The sequence below is a fragment of the Caballeronia arationis genome, assembly GCF_001544975.2.
GTDB lineage: Bacteria > Pseudomonadota > Gammaproteobacteria > Burkholderiales > Burkholderiaceae > Caballeronia > Caballeronia arationis.
This window is the reverse complement of sequence record NZ_FCOG02000013.1, coordinates 17,342-38,761: the sequence shown is the minus strand read 5'-3', so window position 1 is coordinate 38,761 and position 21,420 is coordinate 17,342. Positions and strand designations below refer to the sequence as shown.

The window sequence follows — 21,420 nt, the reverse complement described above, 5'->3', positions numbered from 1 at the left end:
TCAATTAAGGATCGTGGCGCAAGCTGCCGTTAGTACGTCGGATAAACGGGTGGCCGCGCCACAGCGTTTCGGACGGATCGCGGCTAAGCTTGAGCTTTCGGTCGATCCGCTCTCGAAACCGACGTCCCGGCAGCCGCATTCCCTGTTTCGCGGCGCATTTCGATGTTTACCGACAGTTTTCGTCGTTTTGAGGGCAGCATTCCTGACATGGCTGGCATTCTGATCATCGCGCACGCACCGTTCGCTTCCGCGCTCCGCGAGTGCGTCGCTCACATTTACGGCGGCTTGCCCGCCCGCATCGGCGTCATCGACGTGATGCCGGACTGCGATCCCGTCGAGGTTCGCGCGTTTGCGCGTTCGGAGATCGATCGTCTGAGGGAAGACAACGGCGCGATCGTGCTCACCGACGTGTTCGGCGCGACGCCCGCGAACATCGCGCAGAGCCTTGCCGGCGAGGACGTGCGCGTGCTCGCCGGCGTCAACCTGCCGATGCTCGTGCGCGCGGTCTGCTATCGCACGACGCCGCTCGACACGCTCACCGAGAAGATCCTGCAGGGCGGCTCCAAGGGCATCCAGGAACTGGATTGCACGACGCCGCAGAATCCCTGCGCGCTCGCGACGGCGAAGCCGGGCACGGCCGATCCCGCATCGTCGGCGAGCGCCGATCTCGTGACGGCGAAGGCGGTCGCGTCGTAGCCACTTCATTCACTCAGCGTTTCGGAGCATCATGCTGCAACAAGAAACAACAATCGTGAACAAGCTGGGGCTTCACGCACGCGCTTCGGCCAAGCTCACACAACTGGCAGCGAACTATCAGAGCGAAATCTGGATGAGCCGCAACGGCCGCCGGATCAACGCGAAGAGCATCATGGGCGTGATGATGCTGGCGGCGGGCATCGGCGCGACGGTCGTGATCGAAACCGAAGGCCCGGACGAGGGCGACGCGATGCAGGCGATCCTCGCGATGATCGCCGACAAGTTCGGCGAAGGCCAATAACGGACTGTCGCCCAGAGGACGTATCCACGAAAGCCGCGCATCGACGCGGCTTTTTTGTTGCGCGTCTTCTTCTTGCGCTGTATCGGGCCGCGCGAGGCGATCGAATTTATAATGATCGCGCCAGTCCGGACGCCATCGGGCGGCGAACCGTGGACCATGAGAGACCGCGGTCACATCACAACTAGAGGAGGTGCGCGTGTCCTTCACGCTGCATGGAATTCCCGTCTCACGCGGCATCGCCATCGGGCGTGCCTATCTAATCGCGCCCGCTGCCCTTGATGTCGACCATTACTTGATCGAACCGGACCAGATCGGCGCTGAAATCGAGCGCTTTCACGCGGCGCAGGAACTCGTGCACGCGGAACTCGACGCCCTGCGCGACGACCTCGCCGCCGACGCGCCCAGCGAAATGGGCGCATTCATCAATGTTCACTCGATGATCCTGAACGACGCGATGCTCGTGCAGGAAACCATCGACCTCGTGCGCACTCGGCGCTACAACGTCGAATGGGCGCTGACCGAGCAGCTCGAAATCCTGAGCCGCCATTTCGACGACATCGAAGACGAATACCTGCGCGAGCGCAAGGCGGACATCGAGCAGGTCGTCGAGCGCGTGCTAAAGGCGCTGGCGGGCGCACCGTCGACGGCATCGCTCGTCGCGCACAATGCCGCGAGCAACGGTCACAACGAGATGATCGTCGTCGCGCACGACATTGCGCCCGCCGACATGCTCCAGTTCAAGACGCAGGCGTTCAAGGGCTTCGTGACGGATCTCGGTGGACGCACCTCGCACACGGCAATCGTCGCGCGCAGCCTTGGGATTCCGGCCTCGGTCGGCGTGCAGCAGGCGAGCGTGCTGATCCGGCAGAACGACCTGATCATCGTCGACGGCGACCACGGTATCGTGATCGTCGATCCGGCGCCGATCGTGCTCGAGGAATATTCGTATCGGCAGAGCGAAAAAGTCCTGGAGCAGAGAAAGCTCCAGCGCCTGAAGTTTTCGCCGACGCAGACGCTCGACGGCACCAAGATCGAACTGTGCGCGAACATCGAATTGCCGGACGACGCGCAGACCGCCGTGGAAGCGGGCGCGATGGGCGTCGGCCTGTTCCGGACCGAGTTCCTGTTCATGAACCACAAGGACCGGCTGCCCGAGGAAGAGGAGCAGTTCGAGGCCTACAAGCGCGCGATCGAACTGATGAACGGCCGGCCGGTGACGATCCGCACGATCGACGTCGGCGCCGACAAGCCGCTCGATTCGATGAGCGGCGACGGCTACGAGACCGCTCCGAACCCGGCGCTCGGCCTGCGCGCGATCCGCTGGAGCCTGTCCGAGCCGCAGATGTTCATGACGCAGTTGCGGGCGATCCTGCGGGCATCGGCGTTCGGTCAGGCGAAGATCCTGATTCCGATGCTCGCGCACGCACAGGAAATCGACCAGACGCTCGACCTTATCCAGGAAGCGAAGCGCCAGCTCGACGACGCCGGCATCGCCTACGATCCGAACGTGCAGGTCGGCGCGATGATCGAAATTCCGGCGGCGGCGATTGCGGTGCGCCTTTTCCTGAAGCGGCTCGATTTCCTGTCGATCGGCACGAACGACCTGATCCAGTACACGCTCGCGATCGATCGCGCGGACAACGCCGTCGCGCATCTCTACGATCCGCTGCATCCGGCGGTGCTGAACCTGATCGCGTTCACGCTGCGCGAGGCGAATCGCGCGGGCGTGCCGGTGTCGATCTGCGGGGAAATGGCGGGCGATCCGACGGTCACGCGCCTGTTGCTCGGGCTAGGTCTCACCGAGTTCTCGATGCATCCGAGCCAGTTGCTGGTCGTGAAGCAGGAAATCCTGCGCTCGAACCTGAAGGCATTCGAGAAGCCCGTCGCGGATGTGCTCGCCGCCTACGAGCCGGCCGAACTCGCGACGGCGCTTAGCGCACTGCAGAAGGTTTAAAGCGTTTCCGCGAGCCGGTGCTCGGCAATCAGCCGATGCACCTCGCTAATCACATGTTCCGGCGAGATCGCCCATGTGCACTGAAAGCGCTGCGGTTTGTCGTGGCGGCGCGGGCACCAGAGGAAGTCGCGGGCGTCAAACTGGGTCGTCGTGTCGTTGAAGCAACTGTTGCACGCGTGGAAGTTGATCACGCGATAGGGCGTGCGGAATTCGGTCTGCGGATGCGAGAAGCCGCTGATCAACACGACCGGCGTCCCGACCGCCCACGCGAGCCACGACAGCCCGCTTCCCAGCCCGATGAAAAAATCCGCATGCAGCAAGAGGTTCGCGCGTTCCTGTAGCGGCCGATTACCCGTGAAGTCCTCGCAGCCGTCCGGCATCGTATTGATGTAGTCGCCGAGGCCATACTCGCGCTCGCGGTCGATGCACAGCACGCGATAACCCAGTTGCTTCAGATGCGCGATCACCGTCGGCCAGCCGCGCGGGTTGTTCCAGTACTTGCATTGCGCTGTCGCCTGCGTCGCGATGCAGACGTAGCGCTCGGGAATGCGCCGCGCCGTATCCGGGACGACGAGATTCGGCCGCCGCTCGGCGCACGGCATGCCGAGCATGTATGCGATCGAGTCCCGCATGCTGCTGACGCGCGGATCGGTCGGCTGATGATCGCGGTCGGTGTAGGGCGAGAAGAGTCCGAGGTAGTAGGTCGCGTAGGCGTCGGCGGCGAGAGCGTCGAGCGCTTCGCGCGTCACGAAACGGATGTGCGGATGGCTCGCTGCGAAGAGCGGCTGGAGATGTTCGGCCAGCAGCATGACCAGATCGCACCGATGCTGCGCGCGAAAGGCATCGACGATCGGCACCCACGCGAGCGAGTCGCCGAGCGCCATCGTGGACGGGCGCACTACGACCATCTTTGCGCGCGCGTCGTAGTCGTGCGAAAACACGAGCCGCTCGCCGTCGAGCACCACGAGCCTGAAACGCACGAAATACTTGCGGCGGCTCGTCACGACGACGCCGGCCTCGACCGGCTCGTCGAACAGCAGGCTGTGCGTATCGAGATCGATCATGCGCACGCGCCAGCCGTCGACGGGCACCTGCACGCGACAGCCATAGTTGAAGTCGTAAAGAATGCCCTCGGAGCCAGCGAGAACCGGGGCCCCCGGACTGGCGAATGTGCTTCGGGTAAGGCCGCGCTGCGTGCTCGCGTTGTCTGTGCCGCTCATTGAGACTCCGGTTCGATGGCGCCGGCATCCTGGTGCCGGCCGCCGGATGGGCGAAAAAAAGCAGCGCACACCTTAAGGCGGCGCGCCCATCGTCGAAATTGGAGAACTCTTAAATTTGAGATAGCGTCGGCAGACGCCCGGTGTTCAGCGGCTGTGCTGCGTGCCGCAGACGGGGCACGCCGGCTGGCGCGCGATGCGCATCGTGTTCCATTCCATGCGCAGCGAGTCGAGCATCATCAGGCGTCCTTCGAGCGTCTCGCCGAAGCCGCCGATCACGCGCAGCGCCTCGGCCGCCTGCATCGCGCCGATGATGCCGACTGTCGGCGCGAACACGCCCATCGTCGAGCACGCGACTTCCTCGAATGCCTGATCGGGCGGGAACACGCACGCGTAGCAGGGCGACTGTTCCGAGCGGAAGTCGAAGGTGCTGATCTGGCCGTCGAAGCGCAGCGCCGCGCCCGAGACCAGCGGCACTTTGTGCGCGACGCAGGCGGCATTGATTGCGTGGCGCGTCGCGAAGTTGTCGGTGCAGTCGAGCACGACGGTCATGCGCGGCACGTTTTCGTCGAGCCAGGCGGCGTCGGCGCGCTGCTTGAGCGCGTGAACCTTCACCTCCGGATTGAGCGCCGCGAGCGCATCGCGGCCCGATTCGACTTTGGGCCTGCCCACCGAGCGCGTCACGTGCAGGATCTGCCGCTGCAGGTTCGTGAGATCGACCGTGTCGGCATCGACGAGCGTGATCTCGCCGACACCCGATGCCGCCAGATACATCGCTGCCGGGGAACCGAGCCCGCCCGCGCCGATCACGAGCGCGTGCGCGTCGAGAAAGCGTTGCTGCGCCTCAATGCCGATCTCGTCGACGAGGATATGGCGGGAGTAGCGGAGGAGTTGGTCGTCGTTCATCGGGTGGTGCGGTGGACGTTGCGTCGACGCGAGCGCCGGCGGGGCGGCGCGCTTTGCGTGAGATATTTTAGATCGCGCGCCGCGTGAGGAAGAAACGTGGGCTTCGCGGCGCGGCGCCGCGAAGCCCGATACAGCTTACTTGCTCTCGGCCGTCGGCGCGGAAGCCGGCGCGGCGCCCGATGCCGGCGACGAGCCCGGCGTGGCTGGCAGTGCCGGCTTGACCGCGACCGGCGCCGAAGCCGACCGCGGCGGCTTGTTCTGCGCCAGCTTGCGCTCGCTGATCGACTTCGATTCGACGACCTGCTTGCCTTCCAGCTTGTTCAGCGCCTGCTGGAGCATGAAGTCGTCGGAGCTGCCGAATTCGACCGGCTTGCGTTCGCGATCCTTGCGGCGTTGTTCCGGCGTCTTCTTGTCGTTCTGCTCTTCCAGAATCCGCAGTTGTTCGAGACGGTCGGCTTCGCGCGCTTCCTGTTCCTTCTTCTCGTTCGGATCCTGCGTGTTCGCGAGGTGGTTCGAGTAGTCGACTTCGCGCGTCACGAGCGCGTCGTCCGGATCGCCGTCCGCGTACTGGTCGACCGGCACGTCGGGGCGCACGCCCTGGTTCTGGATCGACTTGCCGCTCGGCGTGTAGTAGTAGGCCGTCGTCAGGCGCAGCGCGGTGTCGGCGGTCATGGGACGGACGGTTTGCACCGAGCCCTTGCCGAACGTCGTCTTGCCGACGATCAGCGCGCGACGGTGATCCTGCAACGCACCGGCGACGATCTCCGAAGCCGACGCCGAATACGCGTTCGTCAGCACCACGATCGGCACCTTCTTGAAGATTGGTGGCACATCCTTCAGCGGATCCGAATCGAACGACGGCAGGCGGTAGTTCTCATAGGTGTCGCGGAAGGTCTGCTTCGCGTCGGCGATCTGTCCGTTGGTCGACACCACGACCGCGTTGTCCGGCAGGAACGCGCCCGCCACGCCGACCGCGCTCTGCAAGAGGCCACCGCCGTTGTTGCGCAGATCGATCACGAGACCCTTCAGGTCCGGCTGCTGGCGCGCGAGGTCCTGCAGCTTCGCCGCGAGATCGGGAACGGTGCGTTCCTGGAAGCTCGTGATGCGGATATAGCCGTAGCCCGGCTCCGGAATCTTCATCTTCACCGACTGCACGCGGATCAGCGCGCGCGTGACGGTGATCGGGAACGTGCGGTCGTCGGTCTTGCGGAAGATAGTGAGCGTGACCTTCGTGCCCGGCTCGCCGCGCATCTGCTTCACGGCCTTGTCGAGTGTCATGCCGCGCACGGGCTTGTCGTTGATGCGCGTGATGAGGTCGCCCGGACGGATGCCGGCGCGGAACGCGGGCGTGTCCTCGATCGGCGAAATCACCTTGATCAGCCCGTCTTCCGATGAGATTTCAATGCCGAGACCCGCGAAGCGACCCTTGGTCTGCTCCTGGAGTTCTTCGTAGTCGGTCTTGTCGAGATAGGACGAGTGCGGGTCGAGGCTCGACACCATGCCCTTGATCGCGGCCGTCAGGAGCTTCTTGTCGTCGACCGGTTCGACGTATTCATGCTTGATTTGCCCGAAGACTTCGGCAAACAACCGCAATTGATCGAGCGGCAGCGGCGCAGTGGCGGATTGCTGGGCGGACGCGGAGATCTGCAGGGTTGCGAGCGCGCCGGTAGCGAGGCCCGCGGCGATCAGGCCGATGTTTTTCAGGTTCTTTCGCATAGAGTGTTGCGGTCGGAAGCGGATTAGGCTGGATCGTAGGTGACAGGCCAGTATACATGGTCGTTTCCCGCAACGACTTAAACGCAGCTTAAAGGTGCAGGCAAAGGGCGCGCGGGCGGCGCGGCGGATGCGAGCCGCGCGCACGATCACGACGGACGGCGCGCAATGAACGGACGGACGACCTGACGGGGAAGCGCCTGCCTGTCACGCAGATGACGGGGTTGCCATGTGCGAAGGCGGCACATGACCGGAAGATCATCACGTCACGCAACGCCTTGCCGGCAGCCGACCAAATCGACGCCGGGCAAATGAAAAACGGGCCGGGGAACCACCCCGGCCCGCGATGCGGTCAGCCCGCCTTGCCTTGTTTCGCCACGGCGGCCTGCGCGGCGGCGATCGCTTCCTGGTCGCCGAGATAGTAGTGCTTGATCGGCTTCAGATCGGCGTCGAGTTCATACACGAGCGGCACGCCATTCGGAATGTTCAGGCCGACGATGTCGTCGTCCGAGATGTTGTCGAGATACTTGACGAGCGCGCGCATCGAATTGCCGTGCGCCGCGATCAGCACGCGCTTGCCCGACTTGATGGCAGGCGCGATCGACTCGTTCCACACCGGCAGCACGCGCGCGACCGTGTCCTTCAGGCATTCGGTGAGCGGCAACTGCTCGCGCGGCACCTTCGCATAGCGCGGATCGTTGTTGGACGTGCGCTCGTCGTCCGCCGCGAGCGCGGGTGGCGGCGTGTCGTAGCTGCGGCGCCAGACCAGCACCTGCTCGTCGCCGTATTTCTTGGCGGTCTCGGCCTTGTTCAGCCCGGACAGCGCGCCGTAGTGCCGCTCGTTCAGGCGCCACGAATGGACGACGGGCAGATACATTTCGTCCATCTCGTCCTGCACGTGCCAGAGCGTGCGGATCGCGCGCTTCAAGACGGAGGTGTAGGCGATGTCGAACGAGAAGCCGGCTTCCTTCAGCAGCACGCCTGCCTGGCGTGCTTCGCGGTTGCCCTGCTCGGTCAGGTCGACATCGACCCAGCCCGTGAACCGGTTTTCCTTGTTCCACGTCGATTCGCCGTGGCGGATGAGCACTAGCTTGTACATGTCTGATAGGTCGGTTAGTTGGGAAGCGGAAAAGCGGGAAGACCTGACGTTCGATCGTGTCCGATTGTGCTCGCAGCCGGGGGCGCGCGCCATCGTCCGAACAGCCGAAGCCATCACGGCAAACGGTTATTTTATAATGCCCCGATTATCCCGATTTTTTCTTTCTTCCCTTTCTCCACTTTCGGCGGCCCTTCCGTGAAGTTTTTCACCGATTACACGAACCTTGTACTCATCGCGATCGCCCTCATTTCCGGTGGGTTGCTCCTCTGGCCGGCGATTACCCGTCGTGGACGCGGCGGCGTTTCCGCTGCCGAAGCCACCACGCTGATCAACCGGCGCAACGCCGTGGTCATCGACCTGCGTTCCGCTGCGCAATACGCGCAGGGTCATCTTCCGTCGGCGCGACATCTCGAAATGGCGGACCTCCAAGCAAAGATCGGTCAAATCGCGAAGAATAAGAGCAATCCGGTCATTCTGGTGTGCCAGACCGGACAGCAATCGCAGAAGGCGAGCCGCGCCGTGACGGAAGCCGGCTACAGCGAAGTCCATGTTCTGCAAGGCGGTGTCGACGCCTGGCAGAAGGCCGGCATGCCGGTCGTGAAACAAGGAGCAGTCAAGTGAATAAAGTCGTGATGTACAGCACCCAAGTGTGTCCGTATTGCCAGATGGCCGAACGTCTTTTAAAGTCGCGCGGGGTCGAGCACATCGAAAAAGTGCTGATCGATCGCGAACCCGGCCGGCGTGAGGAAATGATGACCCGTACCGGCCGCCGTACGGTGCCGCAGGTGTACATCGGCGAAACGCACGTGGGCGGCTACGACGATCTTTCCGCGCTCGATCGCAAGGGCGGTCTGACGCCGCTACTGGAATCGGCCTGAGCAATTCCGTTGCGGCGAGAAGCCGCGACGGACGGCGTCGTCGCAAAAACCAACGATAGCGCGGCGCCGACCATCGAAATAATCAAGGGAATTCACCATGTCTGACGACAACAACCAACCGTTCTTCAACATCCAGCGCATTTACCTGAAGGATATGTCGCTCGAGCAGCCCAACTCGCCGGGGATCTTTCTCGAACAGGAAATGCCGTCGGTGGAAGTCGAAGTCGACGTGAAGGCCGAGCGCCTCGCGGAAAGCGTCTTCGAAGTGCTGGTCACGGGCACGGTCACCGCGAAGGTCACCGACAAGGTCGCGTTCCTGATCGAAGCGAAGCAAGCGGGCATTTTCGATATCCGCAACATTCCGGCCGACCAGATCGATCCGCTCGTCGGCATCGCCTGCCCGACCATTCTGTTCCCGTACCTGCGTTCGAATATCGCCGACGCGATCACCCGCGCCGGTTTCCCGCCAATCCACCTCGCGGAAATCAACTTCCAGGCGCTCTACGAGCAGCGCATCTCGCAGCTCGCGGCGGCTCAGGAAGGCGCGGCGAACGGCGCGACGCACTAAGCAGACTGTCCAACCCGCCGGACCCGGAGCCGAGCATGAAAGTAGCCGTTCTCGGCGCCGGAGCATGGGGCACCGCTCTAGCAGGCCATCTGGCCACACGCCACGACGCGGTGCTCTGGGCGCGCGATCGCGCGCTCATCGAATCCCTTTCCGGATCGCACGAAAACGAGCGCTATTTGCGCGGCGTGACGCTGCCGGCGTCGCTGCGCTTTGAAACCGAACTGGCCGCGGCGCTGACCCACGCTGCGGCTGACGATGCGCTGTGCGTCGTCGCGACGCCCGTAGCCGGCCTGCGCGCGCTATGCCGGTCGATGCGCGACATTGGCGTCGTTCCTGCGCACATCGTCTGGCTCTGCAAGGGCTTCGAAGCGGACACGCAGTGTCTGCCGAACGAGGTCGTCGCGGCCGAACTGCCGCAGCACGCGAGCAACGGCACGCTGTCGGGCCCGAGCTTCGCGCGCGAAGTGGGGCAGGGGTTGCCGGTCGCGCTGACGGTCGCGAGCAGTTCGCCCGTGCTTGCCGAGCGCACCGTCGCCGCATTCCATCACGGCGCAATGCGCATCTATACCGGCGACGACGTGATCGGCGTCGAAGTCGGCGGCGCGGTGAAAAACGTGCTCGCCATCGCGACGGGTATCTCCGACGGCCTCGGACTCGGCCTGAACGCGCGCGCCGCGCTCATCACGCGGGGTCTTGCGGAAATGTCGCGGCTCGGCGTCGCGCTCGGCGGCCGCGCCGAAACCTTTACCGGGCTCACGGGCCTCGGCGACCTGATCCTCACCGCGACCGGCGATCTTTCCCGCAATCGCACCGTGGGAATGCAGCTTGCAACAGGACGAACGCTCACCGAGATTCTCGCGGCGCTCGGCCATGTCGCGGAAGGCGTGCGCTGCGCGCGCGCGGTCCTCGCGCTCGCGCAGTCGCGCAATATCGAGATGCCCATCACGCACGCCGTCTGTCGCGTGCTGTTCGAAGACGTCACGCCGCGCGACGCGGTTCACGCGCTGCTCAGCCGGGACGCGAAAGCCGAATAAGGCGCGTCCTCCGGGGAAGTCTGCCATGTTCGCCGTGGGTCACTGCACGCTCGAAGCACAACTCGTCGACATCACGACGCTCGAAGTCGACGCCATCGTCAACGCGGCGAACAAGTCGCTCCTGGGCGGCGGAGGCGTCGATGGCGCGATTCATCGGGCCGCGGGACGCGACCTCAAGCGCGAGTGCGAGACGCTCGGCGGCTGCGAGACCGGCGACGCGAAGATCACCGGCGGCCACCATCTGCCGGTAAAGCACGTGATTCACGCGGTCGGCCCGCGCTGGAGCGGCGGCAAGCGCAACGAGCCGGCGCTGCTCGCGAGTTGCTACAGGCGCTCGCTCGAACTCGCCGGCGAGGCGCGCTGCAAGTCGATCGCGTTTCCTGCAATCAGTTGCGGCATCTACCGTTTTCCGATCGAAGACGCCGTGCGCATCGCGGTGGCCACCGTGATCGGCGCGCTTTCAAACGAGCCTTCCATCGAACGCGTGATCTTCGCGTGCTTCCAGCAGTCGATGCTCGACCTCTATATCAGACAGCTCGAAGAAGACATTCAGGCGCCGCCTTCGAAACCCGCCTGACGCCACGCCTCGAACGTCACCACCGCCACCGTATTCGACAGGTTCAGGCTCCGGTTGCCCGGCCGCATCGGCAGGCGCACACGCTGTTCGTTTGGGAACCGGCTCAGCACTGCATCGGAGAGGCCGCGCGTTTCGGCGCCGAACACGAACCAGTCGCCCGGCTTGAACGCGTGCTCGAAGAAAGGCGACGAACCGCGCGTCGTGAAGGCGAACATGCGTGCGGCATCGGGAGATTCCTTCGCGACGAACGCCTCCCAGTTCGCGTGCACGTGCATCTGCGCGTACTCGTGATAGTCGAGACCGGCGCGGCGCATCTTGGCGTCGTCGAGCGGAAAACCGAGCGGCTCGATCAGATGCAGGCGCGCGCCGGTGTTCGCGCAGAGGCGGATCACGTTGCCGGTATTCGGCGGGATTTCGGGTTCGACCAGAACGACGTTGAACATGGGTAGTGAGCCAGAAGTGCTTGGTTAATCTTTCGGCGTACGCAACGCGACGAAATTGGTCACGCGACGCGCGCCCGCCCGCTTGAGCGCGCGCGCGAGCGCATCGAGCGTCGCGCCGGAGGTCATCACGTCATCGACGATGCCGATGTGCAGTCCGCGCATGTCGCCCGTCACGGCGAACGCGCGTTCCACATTGCGCCGGCGCGTATCGAGATCGAGCTTTGACTGCGGCGCTGTTTCAATCGTGCGGCGAACGAGCAGGGCGTCGGCTCTCACGGCGAGACGGCGTGCGAGCGGTCTTGCGATCGCCCACGCTTGGTTGTAGCCGCGCGCGATCAGGCGTTTGTCGGACAGCGGCACCGGCGCGATCACATCGGGTGCCGGCAAGCCGCTGTCGTCGAAACGCGCGTGCAGATGGCGCGCGAATTCTCCTGCCGTGCCGAATCGCGCGCGAAATTTCAGGTCGAGCGCGAGCGTATCGAGCGGCGCGCGGTAGTCGGCGAGTGCGAGCGTTGCATCGAAGTGCGGCGGAGAATCGAGACAGGCCGCGCAGTGTAGTGCGGCGCCATCGAATTCGCGACGAGTCGCAGACAATGGCAACGCGCACGTCCGGCATCTCAATCGCGGCTCATTCCAATAGGATTCGTCGCATCCTCGACACACCAGCCTCTGCGACAAATTGCCGCACAAAGCGCATTGGCCTGGCAGCGCGACATCGCCGAGCCATCCGATGGCACGTCGCACGCGCCCGAGGACGCGCACGACCCCGACGTAGGCAGACGACATGGCGCGACTTTCGATCATCATGCTAGCGACCTCCGCAAAACAGGCGAATCCGCGTCATTCGGGCCTTGCGGCACCGCCTTTGCAGGCCGATTCCAGGACGACCGAGTATACTTCGCACTCTTCGCGAGCAGACCGCCATGTCCCCAACTTCCGCCAAATCTGGCCGACCGGCCTATGACCCGCGCCGTCTGCGCGAGATTTTCGACCGCCGCGCCGGCACCTTCGACGAGGTCGCGTTCCTGACGCGCGAGATCGCGCAGCGCATGCGCGAGCGGCTCGACTACATCAAGGTCGCCCCGACGCGCGCGCTCGACGCCGCCTGCGGCACAGGCGCCGATCTGCCGGGACTGCGCACGCGTTTTCCCGAAGCATCGGTGCTCGGTGTCGACATTTCATCGGCGATGCTCGCTCGCGCGAACGCCGCCGAAAGCGCCGACGCGCAAGCCGACGCGGGCTGGCGGCGCTTTCTTCCCGCCACGCTCAGCAAGGCGTTCGGCGCGCGCGGCCCACAACTCGCGCAGGCCGACTTCTCGGCGCTGCCGTTCGCGGCGGGCGCGTTCGAACTCCTCTGGTCCAACCTCGCGCTGCACTGGCATTCGCGTCCCGATCAGGTATTTCCCGAATGGCAGCGCGTGCTCAAGGTCAATGGCCTCCTGATGTTCAGCACCTTCGGTCCTGACACGCTGCGTGAGCTGAGCCGCGCGTATCGCGAGGCGGAAGCGTCGCTCGGCATCGCGCCGCAGCCGCACACGATCGATTTCGTCGACATGCACGATCTCGGCGACATGCTGGTGGAAAGCGGCTTCGAGATTCCGGTGATGGATCAGGAGGTGCTGACGATCACGTATCGTTCGCCCGAATCGCTTCTGAACGACGTGCGGCGCTGGGGCGCGTACCCGTTCGAGCGTGCCGCCAGCGAGCGCCCGGCCGACGCCGAAGCCTTGCGTAGCGCGGTTTACACGGCACTCGACGCGATCCGTCGCGAGGGCGGCACGATCCCTCTGACCTTCGAAGTGATCTATGGCCACGCGTGGAAGGCGGTGCCGCGCATGACGGCGGAAGGGCACGGCATCGTGCGTCTGGAAGACATCGGACGAGGCCCAAAGAAGGATCGCTGACGCGGTAAAGAGGGCATCTGTTATGTCTGAGATTTGCGTCCGAAAAGCGCGTAAAAACCTGCGTCAAATGGGCGCAGAGGCTTGTGGCGCTTGGCTTTGCGCTGTTCTGCCCCTTGCTTGTGGATGCATCGTAACGCGCCTATAATGCGTCAGTTTGTCGCCCGGCTGGCAATGATTTTAGTCAAGATCCGAGCAGATCGACGGAGGCGGCGATGGAAAGAAGCGCATTGCTGACGGACACGGAGCCAGTCCTCAAGGAGTGGCTGATGAAGCGTAACTGCTCCGCGTCGCCGCGCCAGTTCGTGGGCTTCTTTGTCTCGCTCGCGCTCTTTTCGCTCGCTATCGCGACCTTGCTGTTATTGAACGGCGCCTGGCTGGTGTTGCCGTTCACGGGTATCGAACTGTTCGTGGTGGGTGTCGCGTTCTTGATCTACGCGCGGCATGCAGTCGACTACGAACGCATCCGGTTGTTTCAGAACCGGCTGTTGATCGAACAGATGAATGCCGAAGAATTGACGCAGTTCGAATTCGATCCGCGCTGGGTGCGGATCGAAACGGGCGCGGCACCGAGGGATCCGCTCAAGATCGTTTCGCGCGGGCAATCGGTGCAAATCGGGCTACACCTTGCACAGCATCGTCGCAAGCAGTTCGCCGCGGAATTGCAGGCCTGGATCCGCCGCTGCGCGTGAAAGCGCGGGCGGCCGCGAACCGGGAGCAAAAGCGGGCGCAAAGGCAGCGCGTAACGCGCGACGGATGCACACGGGGGTCGAGGGTTTGAATGGAAATTTTGGGTAAGGATGCTATGAAAACAATCAAGCGAGCCCTCTCGGGCGTGCTGGCGGCAGGCGGGATGCTCGCGGCCGGCACGGCCCTGGCGGTCACCGACGCTCCTGGCGGGCCTCGTGTCAACGAGCTCAACTTCCAGCAGCCCGCGACGAAAATCGCCGAGGAGCTCTTTGGCCTCCATACGTTCATGCTGATCATCTGCGGGGTGATTTTCATCGGCGTGTTCGGCGTGATGTTCTATTCGATGTTCGTGCACCGGAAGTCGCGTGGCCACAAGGCGGCCAACTTCCACGAAAGCACCACCGTCGAAATCATCTGGACGATCGCGCCGTTTGTGATCGTCGTACTGATGGCGCTGCCGGCCACCAAGGCCGTCGTCGCGATGAAGGACACGACCAACGCCGATCTCACCGTGAAGGTCACGGGTTATCAGTGGAAGTGGGCGTACGACTACGTGAAGGGCCCGGGCGAGGGCATCAACTTCCTTTCGACGCTCTCCACGCCGCGCAGCGAGACGAACGGCCAGACGCCGATCTCGAATCTCTACCTGCAGGAAGTCGACAATCCGCTCGTGGTGCCGGTCAACAAGAAGATCCGCATCATCACCACCGCGAACGACGTTGTGCACTCGTGGTATGTGCCGGCGTTCGGCGTGAAGCAGGACGCGATTCCCGGCTTCGTGCGCGACACGTGGTTCAAGGCGGAGAAGGTCGGCACGTTCCGCGGCTTCTGTACCGAACTGTGCGGCAAGGAGCATGCGTACATGCCGGTCGTCGTCGAAGTGCTCTCGGACGACGACTACGCGAAGTGGGTCGACAACCAGAAGAAGAAGCTGGCCGCCGCCTCGGACGACCCCAACAAGACCTACACGATGGATGAGCTTAAGGCGCGCGGCGAGAAGGTCTACGCGTCGAACTGCGCGGTCTGCCACCAGCCGAACGGCAAGGGCGCGGGAGCGTTCCCGGCGCTCGACGGCAGCAAGATCGCCAACGGTCCGATCGCCGAGCACGTGAACATCGTGCTGCACGGCAAGGCCGCGATGCCGCCTTGGGCCACGGCGCTCAACGACGTCGAGATCGCCTCGGTCGTCACGTTCGAGCGCAATTCGTGGGGCAATCACACCACCGACATCCTCCAGCCGAAGCAGGTCGCGGACGCGCGCAACGGCAAGATGCCGGAAGGCGGCAACCATCTGGCCGCAGCGGGCGCGGCGGATGCTGCAGCGTCGGCACCGGCGGCGCAAGCGTCGGGCGCATCAGCCACTGAAAGCGCGAGCGCACCGGCAGCCCCGGCCGCCGAAGCGACGCAGGCCGCCGGTCTGCCCGCGAGCATCTACTTCGAAACCGGCAAGAGCACGCTCCCGGCCGAGGCGGCCGCCGCCGTGCAGGCCGCAGCGGCTTACGCGAAGGCGCACCCGGATGCGAAGCTGGCGCTGTCGGGCTTCACCGACGCCACCGGTTCCGCCGACAAGAACGCCGAACTCGCCAAGAGCCGTGCGCAAGCCGTACGCGACGCGCTGAAGGCAGCGGGTGTCGCCGAGGATCGCATTGTCTTGAAGAAGCCGGAAACCATCACGGGCGGTACGGATGCGAAGGAAGCCCGTCGCGTAGAGATCAGTCCGGCTGCTTGACGTGTCGCGCCCGTTCCGGGGATGGAGCGGGCGACTACCGCCAATTGCCGCAGTATTCGCTTTAGGAGATTGTCATGTCTAGCATCGGACACGATGTAGCCGCGGGTCACGACCACGCGCACGATCATGCGCATGAAACGCCTCACGGCTGGCGCCGGTGGCTGTTCGCCACCAACCACAAGGACATCGGTACGCTGTACCTGCTGTTCTCGTTCATCATGTTCCTCTCGGGGGGCGTGATGGCGCTGATGATCCGCGCCGAGCTCTTCGAGCCCGGCCTGCAGATCATGCGCCCCGAGTTCTTCAACCAGCTGACCACCATGCACGGCCTGATCATGGTGTTCGGCGCGATCATGCCGGCGTTCGTCGGTTTCGCGAACTGGATGATTCCGCTGCAGATCGGCGCGTCCGACATGGCGTTCGCGCGGATGAACAACTTCAGCTTCTGGCTCCTGCCGGTCGCGGCCGTGCTCTTGGTCGGTTCGTTCTTCACGCCGGGCGGCGCGACCGCCGCCGGCTGGACGCTGTACGCACCGCTCTCCACGCAGATGGGCCCGGGCATGGACTTCGCGATTTTCGCGGTCCACCTCATGGGCGCGTCGTCGATCATGGGCGGCATCAACATCGTCGTGACGATCCTGAACATGCGCGCGCCCGGCATGACGCTCATGAAGATGCCGATGTTCGCGTGGACGTGGCTGATCACGGCGTACCTGCTGATCGCGGTGATGCCGGTTCTGGCGGGCGCGATCACGATGGTGCTGTTCGACCGCCACTTCGGCACGTCGTTCTTCAACGCGGCGGGCGGCGGCGATCCGGTGATGTACCAGCACATCTTCTGGTTCTTCGGTCACCCCGAGGTGTACATCATGATCTTGCCGGCGTTCGGGATCGTGTCGCAGGTGATTCCGGCGTTCTCGCGCAAGCCGCTGTTCGGCTATAGCTCGATGGTGTACGCGACGGCGTCGATCGCGATCCTGTCGTTCATGGTCTGGGCGCACCATATGTTCGCCACCGGCATGCCGGTGACGGGCCAGCTCTTCTTCATGTACGCGACGATGCTGATCGCAGTTCCCACGGGCGTGAAGGTGTTCAACTGGGTCGCGACGATGTGGCGCGGTTCGCTCAGCTTCGAAACGCCGATGATCTTCGCGATCGGCTTCCTGTTCGTGTTCACGATGGGCGGCTTCACGGGCCTGATCCTTTCGATGGCGCCGCTCGACATCCAGATGCACGGCACCTATTACGTGGTGGCGCACTTCCACTACGTGCTGGTGGCGGGTTCGCTCTTCGCGCTGTTCTCCGGCTGGTACTACTGGGCGCCGAAGTGGACGGGCTGGATGTACAACGAAACGCGCGGCAAGATCCACTTCTGGGCGTCGATGATCTTCTTCAACATCACGTTCTTCCCGATGCACTTCCTGGGCCTCGCGGGCATGCCGCGTCGCTATGCGGACTACCCGGCGCAGTTCACCGACTTCAACCAGGTCGCGACGATCGGCGCGTTCGGTTTCGGTCTCGCGCAGGTGTACTTCCTGTTCGCGGTTGCGCTGCCGGCGTATCGCGGCGGCGGCGAGCTGGAGAAGGCCGCCGACAAGCCCTGGGATGGCGCGGAAGGCCTCGAATGGACCGTGCCGAGCCCGGCGCCGTTCCATACGTTTGAAAATCCGCCGACCGTCGAGTAAGACGCACGCAATGCTGCGAGGCTCCGGCCGGAGCCTCGCCAGGCAGGTCCTAATGGAACAAGAAGTCCACAGCATGACCCGGAATCCACAAGAAAGACGGTCGCCCGAGCAGATTCGCGCGGGCAACAAGCGGCTCGGCCTGATTCTGCTTGCCATCGTCGCCGTCTTTTTTATGGCAGCCGTCGTCAATCAGTTCCTGCTGTCCCGAGGGTGAGAAACGACGTGTCCAGTCCGCAAGAAGTGCAAGAAGCGCAGTCCGACCGCGCATTCAACCGCTCGATGCTCGTGAAGCTCGTCGTCGTGGCCGGGCTGATGTTCGGATTCGGTTTTGCCCTGGTGCCGATGTATCGCGCGATCTGCTCGATTACGGGCATCAACAACCTCGTGCAGCGCGATGTCGGCGCGCGCGAGGCGAAGAACACGCAGGTCGACGCGACCCGCACGATTTCGATCGAACTCGATGCCAACGCGCGCGGTCCGCTGCAGTTCAAGCCGGAGCAGAACAGTCTTGATGTGCACCCCGGCGAAGTGATGACGGTGATGTACCAGGTGACCAACGAGCAGGGGCGAACGGTTCAGGCGCAGGCCATTCCCAGTTACGCCCCGAAAGAGGCCACCGAGTACTTCAAGAAGATCGAATGTTTTTGTTTTACGCAGCAGACGCTCGCCGCCAACGAGACGAAGCGCATGCCGGTGGTGTTCGTCGTCGATCCGAAGCTGCCGAAGGATGTGAAGACGATCACGTTGTCGTACACGTTCTTCGAGCTCACCGCGCCGAAGTCGGTCGCGAAGGGCGGCAGCGGGACCTGAACCCTGGCGGGAACGTACGGCAAGCGAGGCAAGGAAAGAGCGATGGTCGAAGCAGACAAGCCGGGCAAGCCCGCACAGAAGACGAGCGTCCTGAGGCTCGTCAAGGCGGTGTTCTGGTCGTTTTTCGGCGTGCGCCGCAGGGCCGACCTGGAAAGCGACGCCGCCCAGTTGAACCCGTTGCATCTGATCGCGGCGGGTGTGATCGGCGCGGTGCTGTTCATTGTCGTGCTGCTGCTGGTGGTGCGGGCGGTGGTGGGTTAAGGAAACCTCAGGAATCGAACGAATCGAGTGGCCGGGCCGGCGTGGTGAGGATGATGGGACGCGCCGCCCCGAGTCGAAAGAAAACAAGCAACTGGATCGAAGTGGAGAATCAAAAATGAGCGGTCAAAACGATAGCCCGTACTATTTCGTGCCGCACCCGTCACGGCATCCGATCATGGCGGCCACCGGTCTCCTGGTGGCGCTCGGATCGCTGGCGTCGTGGGTCAACGGGCATAGCTGGGCGCCGTTCACGACGCTGCTCGGCGTGCTGTTCGTGCTGTTCGTGCTCTGGCACTGGTTCGGCGACGCCATCTCGGAATCCGAGGGCGGCATGTACGGCAAGCGCGTCGACACGTCGTATCGCTGGAGCATGAGCTGGTTCATCTTCTCGGAAGTCATGTTCTTCGCTGCGTTCTTCGGCGCATTGTTCTACGCGCGCGCCATCGCGATGCACGAACTGTCGAGTCTCGACTACAAGCTGATCTGGCCGGATTTCACCGGGGTGTGGCCGAACAACGGTCCGGCGGCGCTGGTCGGGCATTTCCGCTCGATGACGCCGTGGCCGCTGCCGACCATCAACACCGCGCTCCTGCTGAGCTCGGGCGCGACGCTGACGGTCGCTCACCACGCGCTGCGCGAGGACCATCGCAGGAAGGCGATCATCTGGCTCGGCGCAACGGTGATGCTCGGTCTGATCTTCCTGTTTTGCCAGGGCTACGAGTATTTCCACGCCTACAACGAACTGAACCTGACGCTCGCATCGGGCGTGTACGGATCGACGTTCTTCCTGCTGACGGGCTTCCACGGGTTTCACGTGTTCCTCGGCGGCACGATGCTGACGGTGGTCATGGTGCGGATGATCCGCGGCCACTTCACGGCGGAGCATCATTTCGCATTCGAAGGCGCGGCCTGGTACTGGCACTTTGTCGACGTCGTGTGGCTGGGGCTGTACGTCGTCGTGTACTGGCTGTAACGGTTTTCGCAACGCGGACGGTGGCGCGCAACGCGCCGTCCGCAACGTTCAGTCGCAAAGCACTGCTTGAGCGCCGCCCTCGACCTTCCCGGGCGGCGTTTTGTTTTTTGGACTGCGGGAGTTTTTTGCGCGAACGGGCGCGCCGATATGTCGCAGCGCCTGCGCCGGCCGCATGCCAAAAACGACGCCCCGGCGAACCTTCGTAGCGGCTCAGCGTCCCAGCGGAATGCCGGTCGACTGAATCCAGCCCATCCAGTGCGCGAACAGGATGAAGAGGAACAGCGAGATGGACAGCCCGACGCGCATGGCAAGCGACCACACCATCCGCTTGGTCTTGCCCCGGTCGGTCATCATGAAGTACAGCGCCGACCCGAGGCTGCCGATGATTAGGATGAATGCGATGGCAACGATGATGTGCATGAAACCGGCCAGCGATTGGCATGAGAAGTTGAAGCAATCGATTATCGCACCGCATGGAACGTGCCGCGTTGCCCGGAACGGATGCGCGGTATGAAGATCCGCTTCTGGCCGGCGGTCCTGATCCTGATCGCCGTCGCGGTGACGGTGCGGCTCGGGTTCTGGCAGCGCGACCGCGCGCATCAGAAGGAAGCGCTCAACGCGCGGATCGTCGCATTCGAGAACGCGCCCGCGCAGCGCGTGGGCGTGATGCCGATCCCGCTGAAGGACATCGAGTTTCATCGCGTGCTGGCGCGAGGCGAATTTTTGCCGGAGCAGGTCGTTTATCTCGATAATCGGCCTTATAACGACCAGCCGGGTTTTTATGTCGTGATGCCGTTTAAACTCGACGGAGGCGGCTACGTGCTGGTCAATCGCGGCTGGTTGCCGCGTAATCTCGCCGATCGCACGGGCATCGAGCCTTACGAGACGCCGAAAGGCGAGGTCGAGATCGAAGGCATTGCGCGCTCGAATGCGTCGCAGGCGTTTGAACTGGGCCGCGGCGGTTCGGCGGCGCGTCAGAAGATTCGTCAGAATCTCGACATCGCCGCGTACGCGGGAGAGATCGGTCTGCCGTTGCAGCCGTTCGTGATCCAGCAACTGAACAACACCGGCGACAGGCTCGTGCGCGACTGGCCGGCACCGACGCTCGGCGTCGAGCGCAACTACGGCTATATGTTGCAGTGGTGGGGCATGGCGGCGGCGGCGATCGGCTTCGGACTTTACGCCGCGCGTCGCGCCGCGAAAAAGAGCGATCCCGCCGACGAAGCGGACAATCACGCCAGCCACGCCTAAGCTTGAATCCAGTCAGCGCGCTTTTTTTAGCCAGCGCGCTGCGTAATCGAATAGAGGCCCCGTTTTGTCGATGCAAACACCACGTCCTTCGCCGTCCGCCATCAACAAGGCGCGCGCACAGCACCGCGAAGCCACGAAAGGCTCGTGGAACAAGGGCCGCTGGATGCTGCTGCTGCTCGCGCTCGTCTGCGCGGCGCCGGTCATCGCGTCGTATCTGATGTACTACGTGTTCAAACCGGCCGGCGGCACCACGAGCTACGGTGCGCTGATCGAGCCGCAGCGCCCGATTCCCGGCGACCTGATGGTCACCGACGAAAAAGGCCAACCGATGCCGCTCACCGCGCTGCGCGGCAAATGGCTGATGGTGATGGTCAACGGCAGCGCCTGCGACGAACAATGCGCGACGCGTCTCTATTTCATGCGCCAAGTGCGCGTGTTGCAGGCGGGCGAACGCGAACGCGTCGTGAACGTCTGGCTGCGTACCGACGACAAACCCGTCGACGACAAGATCAAGGCCGCCTATCCGCAACCGGATACGAGAATGCTTGTCGCAGATCAGAACGCTATCTCGAAATGGCTGCCAATCTCTGACGGCACGCAACTCACTGACCACATCTTTCTCGTCGATCCGAACGGCAATCTGATGGAACGTTTCCCGAAAAACCCCGATCCCGCCAAGATCAAGGGCGATGTGGCGAAACTTCTCAAGTGGTCGCGGATCGGTTGAGGGTTTA

General features: G+C 63.7%; 25 protein-coding genes. 18 read left to right on the top strand and 7 right to left on the bottom strand.

The window, feature by feature from the left end; genetic code table 11:
- Positions 1–207 precede the first annotated feature (207 nt).
- The 3 genes from AWB81_RS10235 to ptsP all read left to right on the top strand — a co-directional run bounded on the left by AWB81_RS10235 (position 208) and on the right by ptsP (position 2,951).
- Positions 208–696: a PTS sugar transporter subunit IIA gene (locus tag AWB81_RS10235; RefSeq protein ID WP_062634821.1), complete on the top strand. Its 489-nt coding sequence runs from the start codon at positions 208–210 to the stop codon at positions 694–696.
- Positions 697–727: 31 nt separating this feature from the next.
- A complete protein-coding gene (locus AWB81_RS10230) occupies positions 728–997 on the top strand; it encodes an HPr family phosphocarrier protein (protein WP_062634820.1) in 270 nt (89 codons plus the stop codon).
- A 196-nt stretch (positions 998–1,193) separates the two neighbouring features.
- On the top strand, positions 1,194–2,951 hold the full coding sequence (gene ptsP / locus AWB81_RS10225; protein ID WP_200822480.1) for a phosphoenolpyruvate--protein phosphotransferase: 1,758 nt from the start codon (positions 1,194–1,196) through the stop codon (positions 2,949–2,951).
- On the opposite strand, the gene AWB81_RS10220 is transcribed toward ptsP, so the two are convergent.
- From AWB81_RS10220 to gpmA, 4 genes are all read right to left on the bottom strand, one after another.
- Complete coding sequence (locus tag AWB81_RS10220) at positions 2,948–4,171, bottom strand: autotransporter strand-loop-strand O-heptosyltransferase (RefSeq protein ID WP_062634816.1); 1,224 nt, start codon at positions 4,169–4,171, stop codon at positions 2,948–2,950. The genes ptsP and AWB81_RS10220 overlap by 4 nt on opposite strands.
- Before the next feature lie 144 nt (positions 4,172–4,315).
- Complete coding sequence (locus AWB81_RS10215; RefSeq protein WP_062634814.1) at positions 4,316–5,074, bottom strand: HesA/MoeB/ThiF family protein; 759 nt, start codon at positions 5,072–5,074, stop codon at positions 4,316–4,318.
- 135 nt (positions 5,075–5,209) lie between these two features.
- On the bottom strand, positions 5,210–6,790 hold the full coding sequence (locus AWB81_RS10210; protein ID WP_062634812.1) for a S41 family peptidase: 1,581 nt from the start codon (positions 6,788–6,790) through the stop codon (positions 5,210–5,212).
- Positions 6,791–7,139: 349 nt separating this feature from the next.
- The gene (gene gpmA, locus AWB81_RS10205) at positions 7,140–7,886 is read right to left on the bottom strand and encodes a 2,3-diphosphoglycerate-dependent phosphoglycerate mutase (RefSeq protein ID WP_062634810.1); all 747 of its coding nucleotides are present in this window, start codon (positions 7,884–7,886) and stop codon (positions 7,140–7,142) included.
- A 195-nt stretch (positions 7,887–8,081) separates the two neighbouring features.
- Here gpmA and AWB81_RS10200 point away from each other — a divergent pair, with 195 nt between their 5' ends.
- The 5 genes from AWB81_RS10200 (at position 8,082) to AWB81_RS10180 (ending at position 10,943) form a co-directional block, all read left to right on the top strand.
- Positions 8,082–8,507: a rhodanese-like domain-containing protein gene (locus AWB81_RS10200; protein ID WP_062634808.1), complete on the top strand. Its 426-nt coding sequence runs from the start codon at positions 8,082–8,084 to the stop codon at positions 8,505–8,507.
- Positions 8,504–8,764 carry a glutaredoxin 3 gene (gene grxC, locus AWB81_RS10195; RefSeq protein ID WP_062634806.1) on the top strand — a complete coding sequence of 87 codons (261 nt, stop codon included), beginning with the start codon at positions 8,504–8,506 and terminating at the stop codon, positions 8,762–8,764. The genes AWB81_RS10200 and grxC overlap by 4 nt, the downstream gene beginning before the upstream one ends.
- Positions 8,765–8,861: 97 nt before the next feature.
- Positions 8,862–9,332 (top strand): protein-export chaperone SecB, encoded by a 471-nt coding sequence (gene secB, locus AWB81_RS10190; RefSeq protein WP_062634804.1) that lies wholly within the window; start codon positions 8,862–8,864, stop codon positions 9,330–9,332.
- A 35-nt stretch (positions 9,333–9,367) separates the two neighbouring features.
- Positions 9,368–10,366, top strand: coding sequence for an NAD(P)H-dependent glycerol-3-phosphate dehydrogenase (locus tag AWB81_RS10185; protein ID WP_062634802.1), 999 nt, complete (start codon positions 9,368–9,370; stop codon positions 10,364–10,366).
- A gap of 25 nt (positions 10,367–10,391) precedes the next feature.
- Positions 10,392–10,943 carry an O-acetyl-ADP-ribose deacetylase gene (locus tag AWB81_RS10180; protein WP_062634800.1) on the top strand — a complete coding sequence of 184 codons (552 nt, stop codon included), beginning with the start codon at positions 10,392–10,394 and terminating at the stop codon, positions 10,941–10,943.
- Here the strand turns inward: AWB81_RS10180 and trmL are convergent.
- On the bottom strand, positions 10,916–11,386 hold the full coding sequence (gene trmL, locus AWB81_RS10175; RefSeq protein WP_062634798.1) for a tRNA (uridine(34)/cytosine(34)/5-carboxymethylaminomethyluridine(34)-2'-O)-methyltransferase TrmL: 471 nt from the start codon (positions 11,384–11,386) through the stop codon (positions 10,916–10,918). The two genes, AWB81_RS10180 and trmL, sit on opposite strands and share 28 nt — an antisense overlap.
- A 24-nt stretch (positions 11,387–11,410) precedes the next feature.
- Positions 11,411–12,172 (bottom strand): ComF family protein, encoded by a 762-nt coding sequence (locus AWB81_RS10170; protein ID WP_374730480.1) that lies wholly within the window; start codon positions 12,170–12,172, stop codon positions 11,411–11,413.
- Between the two features lie 137 nt (positions 12,173–12,309).
- Between AWB81_RS10170 and AWB81_RS10165 the strand changes: the two genes are divergently transcribed.
- The 8 genes from AWB81_RS10165 to AWB81_RS10130 all read left to right on the top strand — a co-directional run bounded on the left by AWB81_RS10165 (position 12,310) and on the right by AWB81_RS10130 (position 19,435).
- Positions 12,310–13,290, top strand: coding sequence for a methyltransferase domain-containing protein (locus AWB81_RS10165; RefSeq protein WP_062634797.1), 981 nt, complete (start codon positions 12,310–12,312; stop codon positions 13,288–13,290).
- 212 nt (positions 13,291–13,502) lie between these two features.
- Positions 13,503–13,979 carry a DUF2244 domain-containing protein gene (locus AWB81_RS10160; RefSeq protein WP_062634795.1) on the top strand — a complete coding sequence of 159 codons (477 nt, stop codon included), beginning with the start codon at positions 13,503–13,505 and terminating at the stop codon, positions 13,977–13,979.
- Positions 13,980–14,068: 89 nt separating this feature from the next.
- The gene (coxB, locus tag AWB81_RS10155; RefSeq protein WP_062634793.1) at positions 14,069–15,706 is read left to right on the top strand and encodes a cytochrome c oxidase subunit II; all 1,638 of its coding nucleotides are present in this window, start codon (positions 14,069–14,071) and stop codon (positions 15,704–15,706) included.
- A 74-nt stretch (positions 15,707–15,780) separates the two neighbouring features.
- The gene (ctaD, locus tag AWB81_RS10150) at positions 15,781–17,391 is read left to right on the top strand and encodes a cytochrome c oxidase subunit I (protein WP_062634791.1); all 1,611 of its coding nucleotides are present in this window, start codon (positions 15,781–15,783) and stop codon (positions 17,389–17,391) included.
- A 73-nt stretch (positions 17,392–17,464) separates the two neighbouring features.
- Positions 17,465–17,605: a cytochrome oxidase small assembly protein gene (locus AWB81_RS45670; RefSeq protein WP_087134882.1), complete on the top strand. Its 141-nt coding sequence runs from the start codon at positions 17,465–17,467 to the stop codon at positions 17,603–17,605.
- 8 nt (positions 17,606–17,613) lie between these two features.
- Positions 17,614–18,201 (top strand): cytochrome c oxidase assembly protein, encoded by a 588-nt coding sequence (locus AWB81_RS10140; RefSeq protein ID WP_087134881.1) that lies wholly within the window; start codon positions 17,614–17,616, stop codon positions 18,199–18,201.
- 42 nt (positions 18,202–18,243) lie between these two features.
- On the top strand, positions 18,244–18,462 hold the full coding sequence (locus AWB81_RS10135; RefSeq protein WP_062634788.1) for a DUF2970 domain-containing protein: 219 nt from the start codon (positions 18,244–18,246) through the stop codon (positions 18,460–18,462).
- 115 nt (positions 18,463–18,577) lie between these two features.
- A complete protein-coding gene (locus AWB81_RS10130; protein ID WP_062634786.1) occupies positions 18,578–19,435 on the top strand; it encodes a cytochrome c oxidase subunit 3 in 858 nt (285 codons plus the stop codon).
- 210 nt (positions 19,436–19,645) lie between these two features.
- Here the strand turns inward: AWB81_RS10130 and AWB81_RS10125 are convergent, their stop codons facing one another.
- Entirely contained in the window at positions 19,646–19,855 is a 210-nt protein-coding gene (locus tag AWB81_RS10125; RefSeq protein WP_016344133.1) for a twin transmembrane helix small protein, read from the bottom strand.
- A gap of 90 nt (positions 19,856–19,945) precedes the next feature.
- On the opposite strand from AWB81_RS10125, the gene AWB81_RS10120 reads away from it, so the two are divergent.
- Together AWB81_RS10120 and AWB81_RS10115 are read left to right on the top strand one after the other, a co-directional pair.
- Positions 19,946–20,686: an SURF1 family protein gene (locus AWB81_RS10120; RefSeq protein ID WP_062634784.1), complete on the top strand. Its 741-nt coding sequence runs from the start codon at positions 19,946–19,948 to the stop codon at positions 20,684–20,686.
- 70 nt (positions 20,687–20,756) lie between these two features.
- On the top strand, positions 20,757–21,413 hold the full coding sequence (locus AWB81_RS10115) for an SCO family protein (protein WP_087134877.1): 657 nt from the start codon (positions 20,757–20,759) through the stop codon (positions 21,411–21,413).
- Positions 21,414–21,420: the final 7 nt, after the last annotated feature.